Origin of the sequence: Pseudoselenomonas ruminantium, assembly GCF_900142515.1 — a bacterium.
Taxonomy (GTDB): domain Bacteria; phylum Bacillota; class Negativicutes; order Selenomonadales; family Selenomonadaceae; genus Selenomonas_A; species Selenomonas_A ruminantium_D.
This window is the reverse complement of sequence record NZ_FRBC01000002.1, coordinates 186481-202577: the sequence shown is the minus strand read 5'-3', so window position 1 is coordinate 202577 and position 16097 is coordinate 186481. Positions and strand designations below refer to the sequence as shown.

Here is a 16097-nt window from a genome sequence, read left to right as displayed (position 1 = left end):
GTAAATTTTACCACAAAAGGCGGTTAGCTGACTTGGTTTTAGTCAGCTAACCGCCTTTGTTATAAGGGGGCGTGTTATTTCACAGCTCCTTTTTTATTCGTTTCTTTGCAGCATCTTATTGACTCGTACCGCAATGAAGGCTGCCAGCAGTGCTTTTAATATATCGCCAGGAATAAAAGGGAATACCGCCATGGTAAGTCCCTGCCAGAGACCGACCTGCATGACCAGCATGATGGAGATGAGGCCGCCGATATATGTGAGAGGGACGCCTGCCAGTACGGCAACCAGTGCATAACGGCGGAACTGGATGGTTTGTCCTTTCAGCCAGCTCTCAAGCAGGCAGACGAAAGGCCAGCCCAGATAAAAACCTCCCGTAGGGCCAAGAATGCGGCCAATGCCCCCAACCCCACCGGGAAATATTGGCAGGCCGATGGTTCCCAGGAAAACATAGGAAGCAACAGCAATGAAGGTGAGTTTTGGTGGCAGCACAAATGCCGTTACGGTCAGGGCGATTGTGAGCGCGGTCACCAGACCCGGCGTAAAAGGCAGGGGAAAAGAGATAAAAGCCGATACACAGCAAAAAGCCACGCAAAGAGCCATTTTGGTCAGCTCTTGTATGGTAAAATGCTCCTGCGGAAGTTCTATCGTGGATTCTTTTTGCATGATGATTTCCTCCTAAAAACATATATCAGACAACATCATTATAAGCATCTGGCGTAATATCGTCAACTTTATAATTGAAAAGGTTGACTGATTTATGCAAGTAGGGACTTTTTCTTGTTTTCACTTGCTTATTTCCCCTGTTTAGGTATAAAATATTAATAAGTGGGTATGTTGCCCAAAGGATGATGGTCGGCAATGTAGGATGATAATTATGAGAAAAAATAATCGTATTCCCTTGAGCCCGTGTTTACGCCGGTTCCGGTTCTATTTTGATCTGTTGGGCAGGACCACCAAGGACTATCTTTTCTTTACGGATCTGCAGGAGAATCTGGTTATGGTGTCTCCCAATATGGTCAATGATTTTGACCTGCCCGGTGAGATCATGTATGATTTTGATACGTACTGGCTGCCCTTGGTGCATCCCGAGGAACGGGGACCTTATCAGGCTTCCATCAGCAAGACCTTTGCCTCGCAGGGGCCCTGTGAGCACAATATGGAGTACCGTGTCAAGAATCGCAAAGGCGAGTATGCCTGGATCTCCTGCCGGGGGCGGGTAGGCCTTGACCGGGATGGCAAGCCGTCCATGTTTGTGGGCACCATGTCCCGGATGGCTCAGCGCAATCAGGCAGATGAAGTGACAGGCCTGCTCAATAAGTATCAGTTTGAGCATGCTGTGAAATTGGCATTGGCCCAATACCGCGCCACTGGGGAAGGCGGGGCGATCATGGTACTGGGGCTGGACAATTTCAAGATTATCAATGAGACTTATAATCGTATGACCGGGGATATGGTGTTGCGGCGTGTGGCAGACTTGCTTGCCAATGTGATCCCGCCGCCCTTGACACTATTCAAGCTGGATGGAGATGAGTATGCCTTCATTTATCCCGGTGGTACGACTGAGGATGTGGCGGAGATCTTTGCCAGCGTTCAGAGTGCCTTGTCGCGGCCACAGGATATTGATGGTCATCAATATTTCTGCACGGCTTCCTGTGGTACGGTATTCTACCCAGAATCCGGGAAGGATTATCTGGTGCTGCACAAGCATGCCGAAGCAGCTATGGATATTGCCAAGCGGGAGGGCAAGAACCGCAATGTGCTCTTCAGCAAGGAACAGTACAATCGCTGGGTGCGTTCGATTTCCATGCGGGACAGTATCTGGGAGAGCGTGGAGAATGGCTGTGTAGGTTTCAGCCTGTTCTTCCAGCCGCAGGTCAGTGCTGAGGAACAGAAGCTCATCGGTGCTGAAGCCCTTCTGCGTTGGAAGAATCCCAAAGGACGCATGGTGGCGCCCATGGAGTTCATTCCTATTCTGGAAGAGACAAAGCTCATCATCCCTGTCGGTAAATGGATTGTGGAGGAGGCCGTCAAGGTCTGCAAGAAGTGGCGGCGCTATGTGCCGGACTTCCGGGTCAGCATCAATATGAGCTATGAGCAGATCAAGGATCTTTCGTTCAAGGATTTTGTGGCTGAATGCCTGGAACGTTATGATATGCCGCCTGAATCTATAATATTGGAGCTTACAGAGAGCAAGATCGTGGCGGACTGGAGCTTTATCAATAAGCAGTTCGATGCTTTCCGCAGCCAGGGAATTGCCATTGCCATGGATGACTTTGGCACGGGCTATTCCTCGCTGGCTTCCCTCAAGAATCTCTCCTGCGATATCGTGAAGATCGACCGGGAGTTTGTGAAGAAGATCCTGGAAAATGATTTTGATCGCCGTCTGGTACAGTATGTGGTGGATCTTTGCCATAGCATTGGTATCTACTGCTGTATTGAAGGCGTGGAGGAAGAAGCTGAATACGAGCTCCTGACTAAAGAGTGCAAGGCTGATGCTATACAGGGATACTTATTTGGTCATCCGGAAAGCGTGGCCGATTTTGAAGAGAAATTCTTACTAGGAAATTCCGGCGATTGAAGACGGAGCGGACATGACGCGAAAGAAGATTGGGCGTTATGATAGGCAGGTTTTCTGGTAAGTGATGAAGTTTTTTAGTGGAGAAGTAAATTATGGCAAGAGACAGAGAACAGGAAGATATTACGTTATTAGGGCAGAAAAAAGTCAGGTATCATTATGATTACTGCCCGGAGATTCTGGAGACTTTCCAGAATAAGCATCCGGAAAATGATTACTGGGTGAAGTTCAATTGTCCGGAGTTCACGGCCCTGTGCCCAATCACTGGCCAGCCGGATTATGCGACTATCTACATCAGCTATGTGCCGAATGAGAAGATGGTGGAGAGCAAGTCGCTGAAACTATATCTGGTGAGTTTCCGCAACCATGGGGATTTCCATGAGGATGTTGTCAATGTCATCATGAAGGACCTGGTCAAACTGATGGAGCCGAAGTATATTGAAGTCTGGGGAAAATTCCTGCCCCGAGGCGGTATTTCCATTGATCCCTATGCTAACTACGGCCAGCCGGGGACGAAGTTCGAAGAACTGGCCTGGCGCCGTTTCGCGGAACATGATATGGTAGCTATGGATAAGGTGGATAATCGCTAACACTAGATTCTGGGAGGAGATTCCTTGCTAAGACGTCAAAAACGCATTGCCCTGATCAACGATATAACTGGCTTTGGCCGCTGCTCGGTAGCGGTGGAACTGCCTTTGATTTCGGCCATGAAGATTCAGGCCTGTCCGCTGCCGACAGCGATCCTGTCGGTGCATACAGGCTTTGAGCATCACTATCTGGACGATTATACGGCAAGGATGAAGCCCTATATGGACAGCTGGGAGAAAAACCAGCTGTCTTTTGATGGCATCTGTACGGGCTTTATGGGTTCGGTGCAGCAGATTGCCATTGTGGAGAACTTTATCCGCCGCTTCAAGCAGCCTTATACCCGGGTGATGGTAGACCCGGTGATGGGAGATAATGGCAGGCTTTATCGTTCCTATACCATGGAGATGTGTGCTGAGATGCGCCGCCTGCTGGCCTATGCGGACCTGGTGACGCCGAACCTGACGGAAGCCTGCCTGCTGTTGGATATTCCCTATCCCCGGGAAGGGAAGGTCACCAATGAAGAACTGGAGTACATGGCCAGCGAGCTGGCGGCACAGGGGCCGTCCCAGGTCATCATCACAGGGCTGCACGGTGAGGATTCCCTGCGGAACTTCATCTATGAAGCGGGCCGGGGCAAAGTGCTCACGGTGGAAAAGATCGGTGGTGACCGTTCCGGTACCGGAGACGCCTTTGCGGCGATTGTAGCCGGCAGTCTGATCAATGGAGAATCATTGGAGGCGGCAGCGGTGAAGGCGGCGGATTTCATCAAAAAATGCCTGGGCTATGCCGTGCAGCTGGATCTGCCTTGGAATTATGGCCTGCCGTTTGAAGAATATCTTAGGGAGCTGAAGTGAATTGTTAGTCTATGCAACCCATAAAGGCGGCAGATATCTGCCGTGGGATGAAAGCCTCAGGGAGCAGCCTGAGGGCAAGCGCAATCTCTATGTGAATATCACCAATGAGTGCAATTGTGCCTGCACGTTCTGTTTGCGCAATATGAAGAAGATGGCGGAGAAATCCAGTCTGTGGCTGCACAAGCGTCCTGTTGTTGCGGAACTGAAGGCTGCTTTGGACGGTGTGCCTTGGGATTATGTCCAGGAAGTTGTGTTCTGTGGTTTTGGTGAGCCGACCATGCAGCTGGAGACTTTGGTCGAACTGTTGCATTATGTCAAGGAAACACATCCGGACCTGCCCACGCGTCTCAATACGAATGGCCTGGGTGAGTTGGAATATGGACGGGAGATCGCGGCGGATTTTGAAGGGGTGCTGGATACCGTTTCCATCAGCCTCAATGCTTCCAATGCGGAACGTTATTATGAATTGACGCGGGCTAAATACGGCCTGCAGTCCTATGAAGCCATGCTGGAATTTGCCGAGCATTGCAAGAAATATGTTCCGAATGTGGTGCTGACCATCGTGGACAAGGTGGAAGGCCCCGAGGAAATCGCCAGATGCCAGGCTATCTGTGACGAGCGGGGACTTACGCTCCGAGTGCGTCCCTATGAAGATAGCTGAAAACAATAAAATATCCATAAAGCAAGCCGGCACGCAATGCGTACCGGCTTTATTCATGGATATTCATAGATATTAACGTATCCTTCTCATATTCATTTGTCGGCAGGGATTTCCTCTCGAGCAGAAATCCTGCGCAGTGTTCCATAATATATGGATGTTCAGCTGAAACATTTTTGAATACACAGATTCAGTTGCTTTGCGCGCGCGTCCATCTCAGTCGATAACAATAGGTTCACTACAGTTTCGCTGCTCATGATGTTCGTAAAGACTTACCCGGGATAGCAGTTGATGTTCTTTTGCTCCTAAACGTTGTGCGCCTGACTTCCAATTGCTTTTGAGTACGTCTGGCGGTATATGACCATCATCACGTCTCTTTTTCGTCCATTGGATATTCTTGTACTTCACCACTGCACTTGCTAGCTAGGGTTTGAAAGAACTCCTGCTAAGTGATTTCTTCAATAAACACTCACATCCTTTCCTAAAACAAGTATGTAAGGTCTTGAAGAGAGCCTGTTTCGGCTAGATACCCACCTGCTAAAATTTCAAACGACAGAATTACTTTTCTAGTGGTTTGAGTACCCATCTCCTCTTTACAATTACATAATAACATACTTATCAGATAATTGCAATGCTTTTGAATAATAAATTTTAGAATTTGAGAGAAATTATCGTAATGCAAAGTGCAAATTATATAGTATAATGGGTAACGATGACATTTGTAATGGATAAGGAGCGGAAGCAATGAAACATTTGGTTATTGTGCGGGGCGGTGGCGAATTGGCCAGCGGTACCATTCATGCATTATTCCGGGCAGGATTCAAGGTATTGGTACTGGAGAAGAAGGAACCATCCGCTACCCGGCGGCGGGTAGCCTATTCTGAGGCAATGTACCGTGGGCAGGCCAAAGTGGAGCGCATAACCTGTTATAAAGCAGAAAATCTGCATGATGCAAAGGCGCGGTTGAAAAGAGGAGAGCTGGTTATGCTCGAAGATCCGGAGGCTCGCTGCGTGAAGGAGTTGAAACCGCAGGTGCTGGTGGATGCGATTCTTTCTCATACGACCAATGGCACGACCAAGGATATGGCGGAGCATACCATTGCCCTGGGACCTGGTTTTTGTGCCGGCCGGGATGTGGATGTGGTAGTGGAGACCATGCGCGGGCATAATCTGGGCCGTCTTATCTATGAAGGATATTCTGCCCGCAGCCAGGATATCGAGAGCAGCACGGTAGGTGTCAGTGCCAATATGGAGCATTTGATTTTCGCTCCGGAGGCGGGTACTGTGGATGTTCTGAGTACGATTTCCCTGATGGTGAAAAAAGGGGAGCCATTGGCACAGATCCATACTCCTGATGGCAGAACCATTGAGATGAAGGCGACCATTGATGGTGTATTGCGTGGTGCACTTCATCGGGGCAGCAAGGTGAAGAAAGAACAGAAAATTGCGGACATCCATCCCACAATGGGACAGGAGGAATGCTTCACGATTTCGGATAAGGCTCGCTGCGTGGCTGGTTCTGTGCTGGAAGCCGTGATGGTCTGGGAACATAAGCGGCCCAAGCGGAGGTTCTTTGGTCGTGGTTAAGCTCCTTGCTGATCTGCTGGATTTTTTATTTCCACCTCGTTGTCCGCTGTGCCATGCTTATGTGGATGGTCAGGGCGGCTGGTGCCCCGCGTGTTTGCAACGGGCATTACAGTTTCATCGTTTGCCACTTTCCGTGCCTATGCAGGCGGCATTGACCGATGCATGGGCACTTGGTGTTTATCGGGGAAGTTTGCGGGACTTGATCCGTCATCTGAAATATCAGAAGAAGCGCAGCAATCTCCCTTATATCGAAACATTCCTGCAGGCAACGGTGAACATGCCGCAAATGCAGGAATTGCTGGCTGCGATAGATCTGGCTGTGGCGGTGCCTCTTTTTCCTGCCAAGGAAAAAGAGCGGGGCTTTAATCAAACGGAACTGATCTTCAGCAGTTTTTTGGCCCGGCAGCACATTCCATTGACAAGGTGTTTGTTGCGGATACGTCCGACTCGGCCGATGTATGAGCTGAATGAAAAGGAGCGGATGGCAAATCTGCGAGGTGCTTTTGCTGTGGCAGATACAGCGCAGGTGACAGGGAAAAATATCCTGCTGCTGGATGATATCTTCACCAGCGGTGCTACCGCGGGGGAATGTGCCCGCGTGCTGAAGAAGGCTGGAGCAAAAGCTGTTTATGTGCTGGTTATGGCCAGTGACCATCGCTGATCCTGCCTGCAGAGAAATTGGAATAATGGTGTTATAACCATAAATATTTTGACAATATGGTCATTTTATGTTAAAAATGATAATATTGATATCAGACTGCAGGTGGCGATTCAATGATGAAATTAAATGAAGCAAATTTCTATCTGGCAGCGATGCTCCGTTGTCCGGGGATTGGCTGCCGTTATTTGCAGCGACTGCTGGAGGTCATGGAAAGTCCCCTGGCAATCTGGCAGGCAGATGCGCAGACTCTGGCTGATACAAAAACCATGTCTTTGCGCCTGGCACGGCGATTGGCGGATTTTTGCCGGCAGCATGAGGCGGTACCGGAGGAAATCTGGAAAGCCTGTGAGCAAAAACAGATCCATACGGTATCTATATTGGAAGAAAATTATCCGGAAGTTTTGCGGGAAATCTATGCACCGCCAGTCATTTTATATTATAATGGCATATTAGAGCCTGATGCCCGCCGGGTGGCCATGGTGGGTTCGCGCCGTTATTCTGCCTATGGTCAGGCCATTGCCCTGGAGTTCGGTGAGAAACTGGCTGCGGCAGGACTTACCGTGGTCAGCGGCGCAGCCCGGGGAATCGACAGCTTTTCCCATCTGGGAGCATTGAAGAGTGGCCGGACGGTAGCGGTGCTGGGCTGTGGTGTGGATATTGCCTATCCTGCCGAAAACCGCAAGTTGCTCTATGATATTGCTGACAGCGGCGGGGCCGTTATTTCGGAATATGAACCGGGGACACGGCCCCTGCCGGCGTATTTCCCTGCGCGCAATCGCATCATCAGCGGGCTGGCGGAGGGAACGTTGGTGGTGGAGGCTGCTTCCCGGTCCGGTTCGTTGATCACTGCGGAGATGGCACTGTCTGCCGACAGGGATGTATATGCCATACCTGGCAGCATCTATGCACCTGGGTGTGCGGGCTGTCATAATCTTATCCGGCAGGGGGCGAAACTGGCAGCAGAGCCGGCTGATGTTTTGGTGGAATTCGGCCTGGCAGCAGATCAGCCGGTGAAGAAAGCCGGTCCGAAACTGACGGCAGAGGAAGCGGCCATCTATCAGGTATTGTCCTATGAGCATCCATTATCGGTGGATGAAATCATGCTGAGCCTGCCGGATGGCGAGATCGCAAATTTATCCTATCTGCTTCTGCAAATGGAGCTGAAGGGGATCATCATAGAAAACGAATTGCACTGCTTCAGGCGTGCTGAGAGGGAGTGAAAGTTTGGCTGCAGAGAAAGCAAAGACAAAGGCTAAACCGAAAGCTAAGGTCAAGAAGACGCTGGTAATCGTGGAGTCACCAGCCAAGGCGAAGACCATTGAAAAATATTTGGGGAAGAAATACATGGTGCGGGCCTCCATGGGGCATCTGCGGGATTTGCCCAAGAGCCAGTTTGGCATCGACGTGGAAAATGACTTTGCACCCAAATACATCAATATCCGGGGCAAAGGGGATCTCATCAAGGCACTCAAGAAGGATGCCAAGAACGCCGATAAAGTCTATCTGGCAAGCGACCCTGACCGGGAAGGGGAGGCTATTGCCTGGCATCTGGCCTTTATCCTGGGACTGAACCCGGAAGAGGATTGCCGCATTGTCTTCAATGAAATCACCAAACCTGCTATACAGGAAGCCGTGAAACATCCCCGGGGCATCAATATCGACCAGGTAGATGCCCAGCAGGCTCGCCGCATGCTCGACCGCATCGTGGGCTACAAGCTTTCTCCGTTGCTCTGGCGCAAGGTGCGCAAGGGGCTGTCAGCCGGCCGTGTGCAGTCGGTGACGGTGAAGCTCATCTGTGACCGGGAAAAGGAAATCCAGGCCTTCGAATCCGTGGAATACTGGACAGTGGGCATGAAGCTCCGCAAGGATAAGTCAGCTATGTTCGATGCTGAACTCACCCATGTGGATGGGGAAAAGCTGGATATTCATGATGAGACAGCAGCAATGTCGCTGGTGGAGGATTTCCAACAGCAGGAACTTGTGGTGGATACGGTGCGGAAGAGTGAGCGCAAGCGCAAGCCGGCGGCGCCTTTTACGACGAGCTCCCTGCAGCAGGATGCAGCCCGCAAGCTGGGATTTACTTCCCGCAAGACTATGATGTTGGCGCAGCAGCTTTATGAAGGCATCGAATTGGGACGACATGGGGCGACTGGTTTGATCACTTATATGCGAACGGACTCTACGCGTCTTTCGGATGTGGCCCTGCATGATGTCCGGGAATTCATTGGAGCTGAGTTCGGTGAAGTCTATCTGCCGTCCAAGGCCAATGTCTATGTAACAGGCAAGAAGGCGCAGGATGCCCATGAAGCCATTCGTCCTACAGATGTGAATCTCACACCGGACAGTGTGGCCAAGCATCTGAACAAGGACCAGCTGAAGCTTTATACACTGATTTGGCAGCGGTTCACCGCCAGCCAGATGGTACCGGCAATCTACGATACCATGAGCATCCAGATCAAGGCCGGCGAGCGTTACCAGGCCAAGGCTTCTGGTTCCAAACTGAAATTTGCCGGTTTTACGGCGGTCTATGCCGGGGCGGAAACCACCAAGAAGGAAAAAGATGTCCTGCTGCCGGATCTCTTCGAGGGCGATGAACTGAATATCGCCAAGATGCTGCCCCAGCAGCATTTCACGGAGCCGCCTCCACGTTATAATGACGCCTCTTTGGTCAAGACGCTGGAAGAAAAGGAAATCGGCCGGCCGAGTACCTATGCGCCAATCATCGAAACCATCCAGGCCCGGGGCTATGTGCAGCGCATCGATAAGCATTTCCAGCCAACTGAATTAGGCTTTGTCGTAGTGGATATGCTGGAGGAATACTTCAGGGATATCGTTGATGTGAAATTCACTGCGGGGCTGGAAAACGAATTGGATGAGATTGCCGAGGGCAAAGTGGAGAAGAACCAGCTTTTGCGGGAGTTCTATGATCCCTTTGCTGAGACGCTGGAAAAGGCTGATGAGGCCATTGGCCATGTGGAACTGCCGGAAGAAGTTTCCGATGTTCCCTGTGAGCTTTGCGGCCGCATGATGGTCGTGAAGCAGGGCCGCTATGGCAAGTTCCTGGCCTGCCCTGGCTTCCCCGAATGCCGCAACACCAAGCCGCTGTTGGTGGATACGGGCGTGAAATGTCCGAAGTGTGGCGGTGCCATCGTGGAACGCAAGTCTCATCGGGGCCGCAAGTTCTATGGCTGCAAGAATTATCCGGAATGCGATTACACGACTTGGGATCAGCCGCTGCAGGAAAAATGCCCGCAGTGTGGCGCGTTCATGCTCAAGCATCATTATAAGAATGGCCGCGGGCTGACCTATTGCAGCAACGACGCTTGCGAGACGCGCATCGATCATCCGATCAACAAGGAACTGGAGAAGATGCGCCAGCGGGCTGAGGCCAAGAAGGCAAAAGAAGCTGAAGCAGCGGTAGAAGCTGAAGCTGCTGATAAAGAAAGCAAGATAAAAAAAGGTAAAAAGAAGTAATGAAAGATATCATCATCATTGGCGCCGGCCTTTCCGGTGCTGAAGCAGCCTGGCAGGCTGCCAATATGGGCGCGAAAGTCACGCTCTATGAGATGCGGCCGGTGAAATCCACGCCTGCCCATAAGACCGCGGAGTTTGCTGAACTGGTGTGCAGTAACTCCCTGCGGGGCGCGGGCATGGAAAATGCCGTAGGGGTACTCAAAGAGGAAATGCGCCGCCTGGATTCCATCATCATGGAAGCTGCCGATGCCACGAAGGTGCCGGCCGGCGGGGCACTGGCTGTTGACCGTCATGGTTTCAGCCAGTATATCACGGATAAAGTGAGCAATCATCCGAATATCACGGTCATCCACGAGGAAATTGAAGAAATTCCCATGCGGGACGATGCCATCACCATCGTGGCCAGCGGCCCGCTGACGGAAGGGAAACTGGCTGAGGAAATCGCCAAGCTTACGGGCAATGATTCCCTGTATTTCTATGATGCAGCAGCGCCTATCGTAAGCCTCGAATCCGTGGATATGAGCAAGGCTTATCGGGCTTCCCGTTATGGTAAGGGCGAGGCTGCCTATATCAATTGCCCCATGACCAAGGAAGAATATCAGGCCTTTTGGACGGAATTGGTCAATGCCGAGAAGGCGCCGACCAAGGATTTTGAAAAGGAGAAGTTCTTCGAAGGTTGCATGCCGGTGGAGGTCATGGCCAGCCGCGGGGAAGATACCCTGTTGTTTGGACCGCTGAAACCCGTGGGACTGGAGCACCCGGAAACCGGTGTGCGTCCCTATGCTGTGGTGCAGCTGCGACAGGATAATGCCTCTGCGACGCTCTATAATATCGTGGGCTTTCAGACGCACCTCAAATGGCCGGAACAGCGCCGTGTCTTTGGCATGATTCCGGGGCTGGAGAATGCGGAGTTCCTGCGCTATGGTGTCATGCACCGCAATACTTTCCTGAATTCGCCTATCCATATGCGGCCCACGTTCCAGTTCAAGGGCATCGACAACCTGTTCTTTGCGGGACAGATGACCGGTGTAGAGGGCTATGTGGAATCGGCAGCATCGGGCCTGGTGGCTGGTGTCAATGCGGCACGTATGGCAGCCGGGAAGGAACCGTTGGTATTCCCCGAGGAAACCTGTCATGGTGCGCTGGCTCACTATATCACGACCAGTGAGGCCAAGCATTTCCAGCCCATGAATGTGAACTTTGGTATTTTGCCTACCATTGTGATGCGCAATGAGAACGGCAAGATCATCAAGGATAAAAAAGCGAAGAAAATGAAACTAGCTGAGCGGGCTTTGGCAGCTATCGATGCCTTCAAGCCGGCTATTGGAGGCTGATATCATGGAAACACAATTTCATGCAACAACAATCTGCGCTGTGCGCAAGAATGGCAAGACGGCTATCGCCGGTGACGGTCAGGTGACTTTTGGCGAGCATACCATCATGAAGGCCAATGCCCGTAAGGTGCGCCGCCTGTATCACAATCAGGTATTGGCAGGGTTTGCTGGTTCTGTGGCGGATGCTTTTACCCTGTTTGAGAAGTTCGAGGCAAAGCTGGAGACTTACAACGGCAATCTGCAGCGGGCAGCGGTAGAACTGGCCAAGGAATGGCGTACGGATAAGATTTTGCGCAAGCTGGAAGCCCTGCTGCTGGTGGCTGATAAGGACACCATGCTGATGCTTTCTGGTAACGGCGAAGTCATTGAACCGGATGGGGATGTGGCGGCTATCGGGTCTGGCGGGTTCTATGCCCTGTCTGCCGGCCGGGCCATGGCGAGACATACGGAGATGAGTGCTGGTGAGATCGCTAAGGAAGCCCTGTCCATTGCGGCGGATATCTGCGTATTCACCAATCATAATATCAAGGTTGAGGAGTTAGACTGATGGAAGAACTTTTTGGCACAAACGAACAGACTCCACGCCAGATTGTGGAGGAACTCAATAAATATATCGTAGGGCAGGATGAAGCAAAGAAGTCTGTGGCTATCGCCTTGCGCAACCGCTGGCGCAGCCGCAAGCTCTCCAAGGAGATGCAGGAAGATGTGGTCCCCAAGAATATCCTGATGATTGGTTCCACCGGTGTCGGCAAGACGGAAATTGCTCGCCGCCTGGCTAAGCTGGTCAAGGCTCCGTTCATCAAGGTCGAGGCCACTAAATTCACGGAAGTTGGCTATGTGGGCCGGGATGTGGAATCCATCATCCGCGATCTGGCGGAGACTTCGGTGCGTATGGTGCGCCAGCAGCGCATTGAATCCGTGCAGGATAAGGCCAAGGAAATGGCCGAAGAGCGCATCCTTGATGTGTTTGTCCCAGAGCCGAAGAAAAATACCAATCCATTGGGACGTCTTTTTGGCGGCGGTGATGATGAAGCTGAGGAAAAGGAAGAACCGGCAGAGCCCAAGTATCAGGCTGGCCGTGAATGGGTGCGCAAGCGTCTGCAGAAGGGTGAGCTGGAACAGGAGACCATCGAGATTGATGTGGAAGACAGCGGCAAGCCTATGGTAGGAATGTTCGCCGGTTCCAGCCTTGAGAGCATGGGCGACAATATCCAGGACATGATCGGCAATCTGATGCCCAAACGTCATCGTAAGCGCAAGGTTACGGTGGAGCAGGCCCGCAAGATCTTTATTCAGGAAGAAGCAGAAAAGCTTATCGATATGGAAGCTGTGGCTGATGAAGCCGTAAAGGTCGCCGAATACAGCGGTATCGTGTTCCTGGATGAAATCGACAAGGTGGCAGTGAAGGGCAACAGCTCTGGTGCGGATGTGAGCCGTGAGGGCGTGCAGCGGGATATCCTGCCCATCGTGGAAGGTTCTACGGTCATGACCAAGTATGGCCCGCTGAAAACCGACCATGTGCTCTTCATTGCAGCCGGTGCGTTCCATATGGCAAAACCTTCGGATCTGATACCGGAACTGCAGGGCCGCTTCCCGATTCGCGTGGAGCTTAAATCCCTGCGCAAGGAAGACTTCCAGAAAATCCTCACAGAGCCGCAGAATGCCCTGATCAAACAGTATCAGGCAATGCTGGAAACCGAGGGCGTGGAGCTGGAATTCAAGGATGAAGCCATTGCCAGACTGGCACAGCTGGCCTGCGATGTCAACGAGCAGGCAGAGGATATCGGTGCCCGCCGCCTGCATACCCTGCTGGAAAAGCTGCTGGAAGAGGTGAGTTTCACCGCTCCGGAGCTGGAAGAGAAAAAAGTCGTTATCGATGCGGCTTATGTGGATAAGCAGTTGGCGGATATTGTCGTGAATCGGGATCTTTCGCAGTTTATTCTCTGATATAAGCTGATTTTGACACAAAGGAAAGGAGTCGCCAGACAGATTTCTTTCCTTTGGTCACAAATAATATGAAAATTTAATTAAAAATATTATTCTGCATCTATGATTATTTTGAAAAATGTGATAAAATAATGATGGATGTGTATGTGATGTCCGATTCTTGGTGGAACGGACTGTCAAAATATTTTGTAAAGGAGAAAGCTACATGGCATCATTATTAGAAAAAACCAGAAAAATCAACCGGCTCCTGCAGCGTTCCGAAAATGTGGAATATGATGGGATTTCCCGGGTTTTGAGCAACGTACTCAATGCTAACGTTTATATCACCAACAAGAAGGGCAAGATCTTCGGCTATGCTTTTGTCGATGATTTTGAATGTGATCTCATGGTGGATAAGGTCATCAACCAGGGGGAATTCCCAAAGACCTATGTAAACTGGCTGATGCGCATGGACGAAACCAATGCCAACCTGCATTCCAAGACTGGCATGTGCGCTTATGAAGAAAATACGAAATGCCTGTTCAATGGCAAGAACACCACGATTGTCCCCATCTATGGTGTAGGTGAGCGCATTGGTACTTTGGTTGTAGCGAAATATGATGAAGAGTTCAGCGATGAAGATCTGCTGCTCTGTGAATACGGTGCTACGGTTGTGGGCATGGAAATGCTTCGCGACCATGCCGAAAAGATCGAGATCGAAGCCCGCAAGAAGGCTACCGTACAGATTGCTTTGAACACCCTCTCCTTCTCCGAGAGCCGTGCTGCCAAGGCCATCCTCGAGGCTCTGCCGGATACGGAAGGGCTGCTGGTAGCATCCAAGATTGCGGACAAGGTAAAGATCACCCGTTCTGTGATTGTCAACGCTCTGCGTAAATTTGAGTCTGCTGGCGTGATCTCCTCCAAGTCCCTGGGCATGAAGGGCACGTATATCAAGGTACTCAACGAGTATCTGCTGGAAGAAGTACAGAAATTAAAAATCTGATATGGCTTTGTTTGAGACCGGTGCAAATGCACTGGTCCTATTTTTTTTATTTTAGCATGTTTGTCTATTGTTTAAACAAGAAAAAAATGATAAAGTGGGAAGGAGTTAGAGACCTTATGTAGAAAATAAACAAAAGGCAACTATAAAGAATCGTTTTGGCAGAGGCAGGAAGAAAGGATGTGATTCCGGCATGCTTGAACAGATAATGAATTCCTCTAACTTTGATTATCTTTCACGGGGCTTGGAAGCCGCTAATTTACGTCAGGAAGTCATCAGTAACAATATAGCGAATGTAAACACACCGCATTTCAAACGCAGCGGCGTGAACTTTGAGGAACTTTTAGCGAAGGAATTGCATCTGGATGATGAGCCCATGAAGGTGGCTATCGTCCGTACGCATGACCGTCATCTGCCAATCCCTATGCATGGCAAGGTTCATGCAGTGATTGAAGAGGACAATACGACCACGATGCGCGTAGATGACAACAACGTGGATATTGATATCGAGATGGCAGGCCTGGCCAAGAATCATATGTATTATAATGCTATGACTACCCAGTTGGGCGGCTATATGTCAGAATTGAGGAATGTTATCACCAGTGGACAGTCTTGATCTGGTGATAGAAAGTGCAAAAGGAAAATATCATGGGCATGTTTCTAGGGATTGATGCGGCGGCATCAGGGCTTACCGCCGAACGTTTGCGGATGGATGTTATCTCCAATAACATCGCTAATGCCAATACAACCCGTACCGACGAGGGTGGCGCTTATCACCGGCGCTATGTGGTCTTTGAGCCAAGGGTCAAGGATAACGGCCCGTTTCAGAGTTTTTTGAAAAAAGCGGCAAATAAACTGGAAGCAGGCGATGGTGTAAGGGCTATCCGCATTGAAAGCGATAATACGCAGGGACCGTTGGTGTATGATCCGGGACATCCGGATGCTAACGCGGATGGTTATGTGGAAAGACCGAATATCAATGTAGTGGCAGAAATGGTGGACATGATAACGGCCTCAAGAGCATATGAGGCAAATACTACCACGATAAATGCTGCTAAGGCCATGGTGACCAAAGCTTTGGAAATGGGCAACAAATAAGAGTTGTTGTTTTTGAGAGGGAGAAATTATGGAAATAGAGGCATTGCAAATGACACCTGTGTCTATGCACGCTACTAGTCATTTGGGGGAAACACAGGAACCCAAGGAAGTGGAGAATTTTGGTAAGTACCTGACAAACGCTTTGAAGAAAACGAATTCTTTGCAGCTGGAGTCAGAACGGCAAAATGCCTTGTTGGCAGCTGGACGTATCGAAGATGTTTCGCAGGTGGTTATTGCTGCACAGAAAGCCAATATCGCCTTGCAATTGACCCTTCAGCTTCGGAATAAGGCGGTGTCGGCTTATCAGGAAATCATGCGCATGCAGGTATAATGGCGGCTATA

16 protein-coding genes are annotated in these 16097 nt (G+C 50.5%); 15 read left to right on the top strand and 1 reads right to left on the bottom strand.

From position 1 onward, the window contains the following. Nucleotides 1-93: 93 nt before the first annotated feature. Nucleotides 94-663: a biotin transporter BioY gene (locus BUB68_RS01990; protein ID WP_073088127.1), complete on the bottom strand. Its 570-nt coding sequence runs from the start codon at nt 661-663 to the stop codon at nt 94-96. A 211-nt stretch (nt 664-874) separates the two neighbouring features. Here BUB68_RS01990 and BUB68_RS01985 point away from each other — a divergent pair, with 211 nt between their 5' ends. The 15 genes from BUB68_RS01985 to fliE all read left to right on the top strand — a co-directional run bounded on the left by BUB68_RS01985 (nt 875) and on the right by fliE (nt 16086). Continuing rightward, the gene (locus tag BUB68_RS01985) at nt 875-2578 is read left to right on the top strand and encodes a bifunctional diguanylate cyclase/phosphodiesterase (RefSeq protein WP_073088126.1); all 1704 of its coding nucleotides are present in this window, start codon (nt 875-877) and stop codon (nt 2576-2578) included. Nucleotides 2579-2670: 92 nt separating this feature from the next. Further along, nucleotides 2671-3165: a preQ(1) synthase gene (gene queF / locus BUB68_RS01980; RefSeq protein WP_073088125.1), complete on the top strand. Its 495-nt coding sequence runs from the start codon at nt 2671-2673 to the stop codon at nt 3163-3165. A 24-nt stretch (nt 3166-3189) separates the two neighbouring features. Further along, a complete protein-coding gene (locus tag BUB68_RS01975) occupies nt 3190-4017 on the top strand; it encodes a pyridoxamine kinase (RefSeq protein WP_073088124.1) in 828 nt (275 codons plus the stop codon). Between the two features lies 1 nt (nt 4018). Further along, nucleotides 4019-4678 carry a TatD family nuclease-associated radical SAM protein gene (locus BUB68_RS01970; RefSeq protein ID WP_073088123.1) on the top strand — a complete coding sequence of 220 codons (660 nt, stop codon included), beginning with the start codon at nt 4019-4021 and terminating at the stop codon, nt 4676-4678. Nucleotides 4679-5419: 741 nt separating this feature from the next. Next, nucleotides 5420-6262, top strand: coding sequence for a selenium-dependent molybdenum cofactor biosynthesis protein YqeB (gene yqeB / locus BUB68_RS01965; protein ID WP_073088122.1), 843 nt, complete (start codon nt 5420-5422; stop codon nt 6260-6262). After that, nucleotides 6255-6923: a ComF family protein gene (locus BUB68_RS01960; RefSeq protein ID WP_256625490.1), complete on the top strand. Its 669-nt coding sequence runs from the start codon at nt 6255-6257 to the stop codon at nt 6921-6923. The genes yqeB and BUB68_RS01960 overlap by 8 nt, the downstream gene beginning before the upstream one ends. Nucleotides 6924-7036: 113 nt before the next feature. Continuing rightward, nucleotides 7037-8143, top strand: a complete 1107-nt coding sequence (gene dprA / locus BUB68_RS01955) for a DNA-processing protein DprA (RefSeq protein ID WP_073088120.1) — start codon at nt 7037-7039, stop codon at nt 8141-8143. A gap of 4 nt (nt 8144-8147) precedes the next feature. Further along, a complete protein-coding gene (gene topA, locus BUB68_RS01950) occupies nt 8148-10397 on the top strand; it encodes a type I DNA topoisomerase (protein WP_073088119.1) in 2250 nt (749 codons plus the stop codon). Further along, nucleotides 10397-11731 carry a methylenetetrahydrofolate--tRNA-(uracil(54)-C(5))-methyltransferase (FADH(2)-oxidizing) TrmFO gene (trmFO, locus tag BUB68_RS01945; protein ID WP_073088118.1) on the top strand — a complete coding sequence of 445 codons (1335 nt, stop codon included), beginning with the start codon at nt 10397-10399 and terminating at the stop codon, nt 11729-11731. The genes topA and trmFO overlap by 1 nt, the downstream gene beginning before the upstream one ends. A 4-nt stretch (nt 11732-11735) precedes the next feature. After that, nucleotides 11736-12278, top strand: a complete 543-nt coding sequence (gene hslV / locus BUB68_RS01940; RefSeq protein WP_073088117.1) for an ATP-dependent protease subunit HslV — start codon at nt 11736-11738, stop codon at nt 12276-12278. Then, complete coding sequence (hslU, locus tag BUB68_RS01935) at nt 12278-13678, top strand: ATP-dependent protease ATPase subunit HslU (protein ID WP_073088116.1); 1401 nt, start codon at nt 12278-12280, stop codon at nt 13676-13678. The genes hslV and hslU overlap by 1 nt, the downstream gene beginning before the upstream one ends. Before the next feature lie 205 nt (nt 13679-13883). Continuing rightward, a complete protein-coding gene (gene codY, locus BUB68_RS01930; protein WP_014423683.1) occupies nt 13884-14660 on the top strand; it encodes a GTP-sensing pleiotropic transcriptional regulator CodY in 777 nt (258 codons plus the stop codon). A 190-nt stretch (nt 14661-14850) separates the two neighbouring features. Then, nucleotides 14851-15273, top strand: coding sequence for a flagellar basal body rod protein FlgB (gene flgB, locus BUB68_RS01925; RefSeq protein WP_073088115.1), 423 nt, complete (start codon nt 14851-14853; stop codon nt 15271-15273). Between the two features lie 32 nt (nt 15274-15305). Beyond that, nucleotides 15306-15755 carry a flagellar basal body rod protein FlgC gene (gene flgC / locus BUB68_RS01920; protein WP_073088114.1) on the top strand — a complete coding sequence of 150 codons (450 nt, stop codon included), beginning with the start codon at nt 15306-15308 and terminating at the stop codon, nt 15753-15755. A gap of 28 nt (nt 15756-15783) precedes the next feature. Then, a complete protein-coding gene (gene fliE, locus BUB68_RS01915; RefSeq protein ID WP_073088113.1) occupies nt 15784-16086 on the top strand; it encodes a flagellar hook-basal body complex protein FliE in 303 nt (100 codons plus the stop codon). The last annotated feature ends 11 nt before the right edge of the window (nt 16087-16097 follow it).

Bases quoted from the DNA above. Each gene is read 5' to 3' on its own strand.
- BUB68_RS01990 (WP_073088127.1), bottom strand. From the start codon at position 663: ATGCAAAAAGAATCCACGATAGAACTTCCGCAGGAGCATTTTACCATA.
- BUB68_RS01985 (WP_073088126.1), top strand. From the start codon at position 875: ATGAGAAAAAATAATCGTATTCCCTTGAGCCCGTGTTTACGCCGGTTC.
- queF (WP_073088125.1), top strand. From the start codon at position 2,671: ATGGCAAGAGACAGAGAACAGGAAGATATTACGTTATTAGGGCAGAAA.
- yqeB (WP_073088122.1), top strand. From the start codon at position 5,420: ATGAAACATTTGGTTATTGTGCGGGGCGGTGGCGAATTGGCCAGCGGT.
- dprA (WP_073088120.1), top strand. From the start codon at position 7,037: ATGATGAAATTAAATGAAGCAAATTTCTATCTGGCAGCGATGCTCCGT.
- trmFO (WP_073088118.1), top strand. From the start codon at position 10,397: ATGAAAGATATCATCATCATTGGCGCCGGCCTTTCCGGTGCTGAAGCA.
- hslV (WP_073088117.1), top strand. From the start codon at position 11,736: ATGGAAACACAATTTCATGCAACAACAATCTGCGCTGTGCGCAAGAAT.
- hslU (WP_073088116.1), top strand. From the start codon at position 12,278: ATGGAAGAACTTTTTGGCACAAACGAACAGACTCCACGCCAGATTGTG.
- codY (WP_014423683.1), top strand. From the start codon at position 13,884: ATGGCATCATTATTAGAAAAAACCAGAAAAATCAACCGGCTCCTGCAG.
- flgB (WP_073088115.1), top strand. From the start codon at position 14,851: ATGCTTGAACAGATAATGAATTCCTCTAACTTTGATTATCTTTCACGG.
- flgC (WP_073088114.1), top strand. From the start codon at position 15,306: ATGGGCATGTTTCTAGGGATTGATGCGGCGGCATCAGGGCTTACCGCC.
- fliE (WP_073088113.1), top strand. From the start codon at position 15,784: ATGGAAATAGAGGCATTGCAAATGACACCTGTGTCTATGCACGCTACT.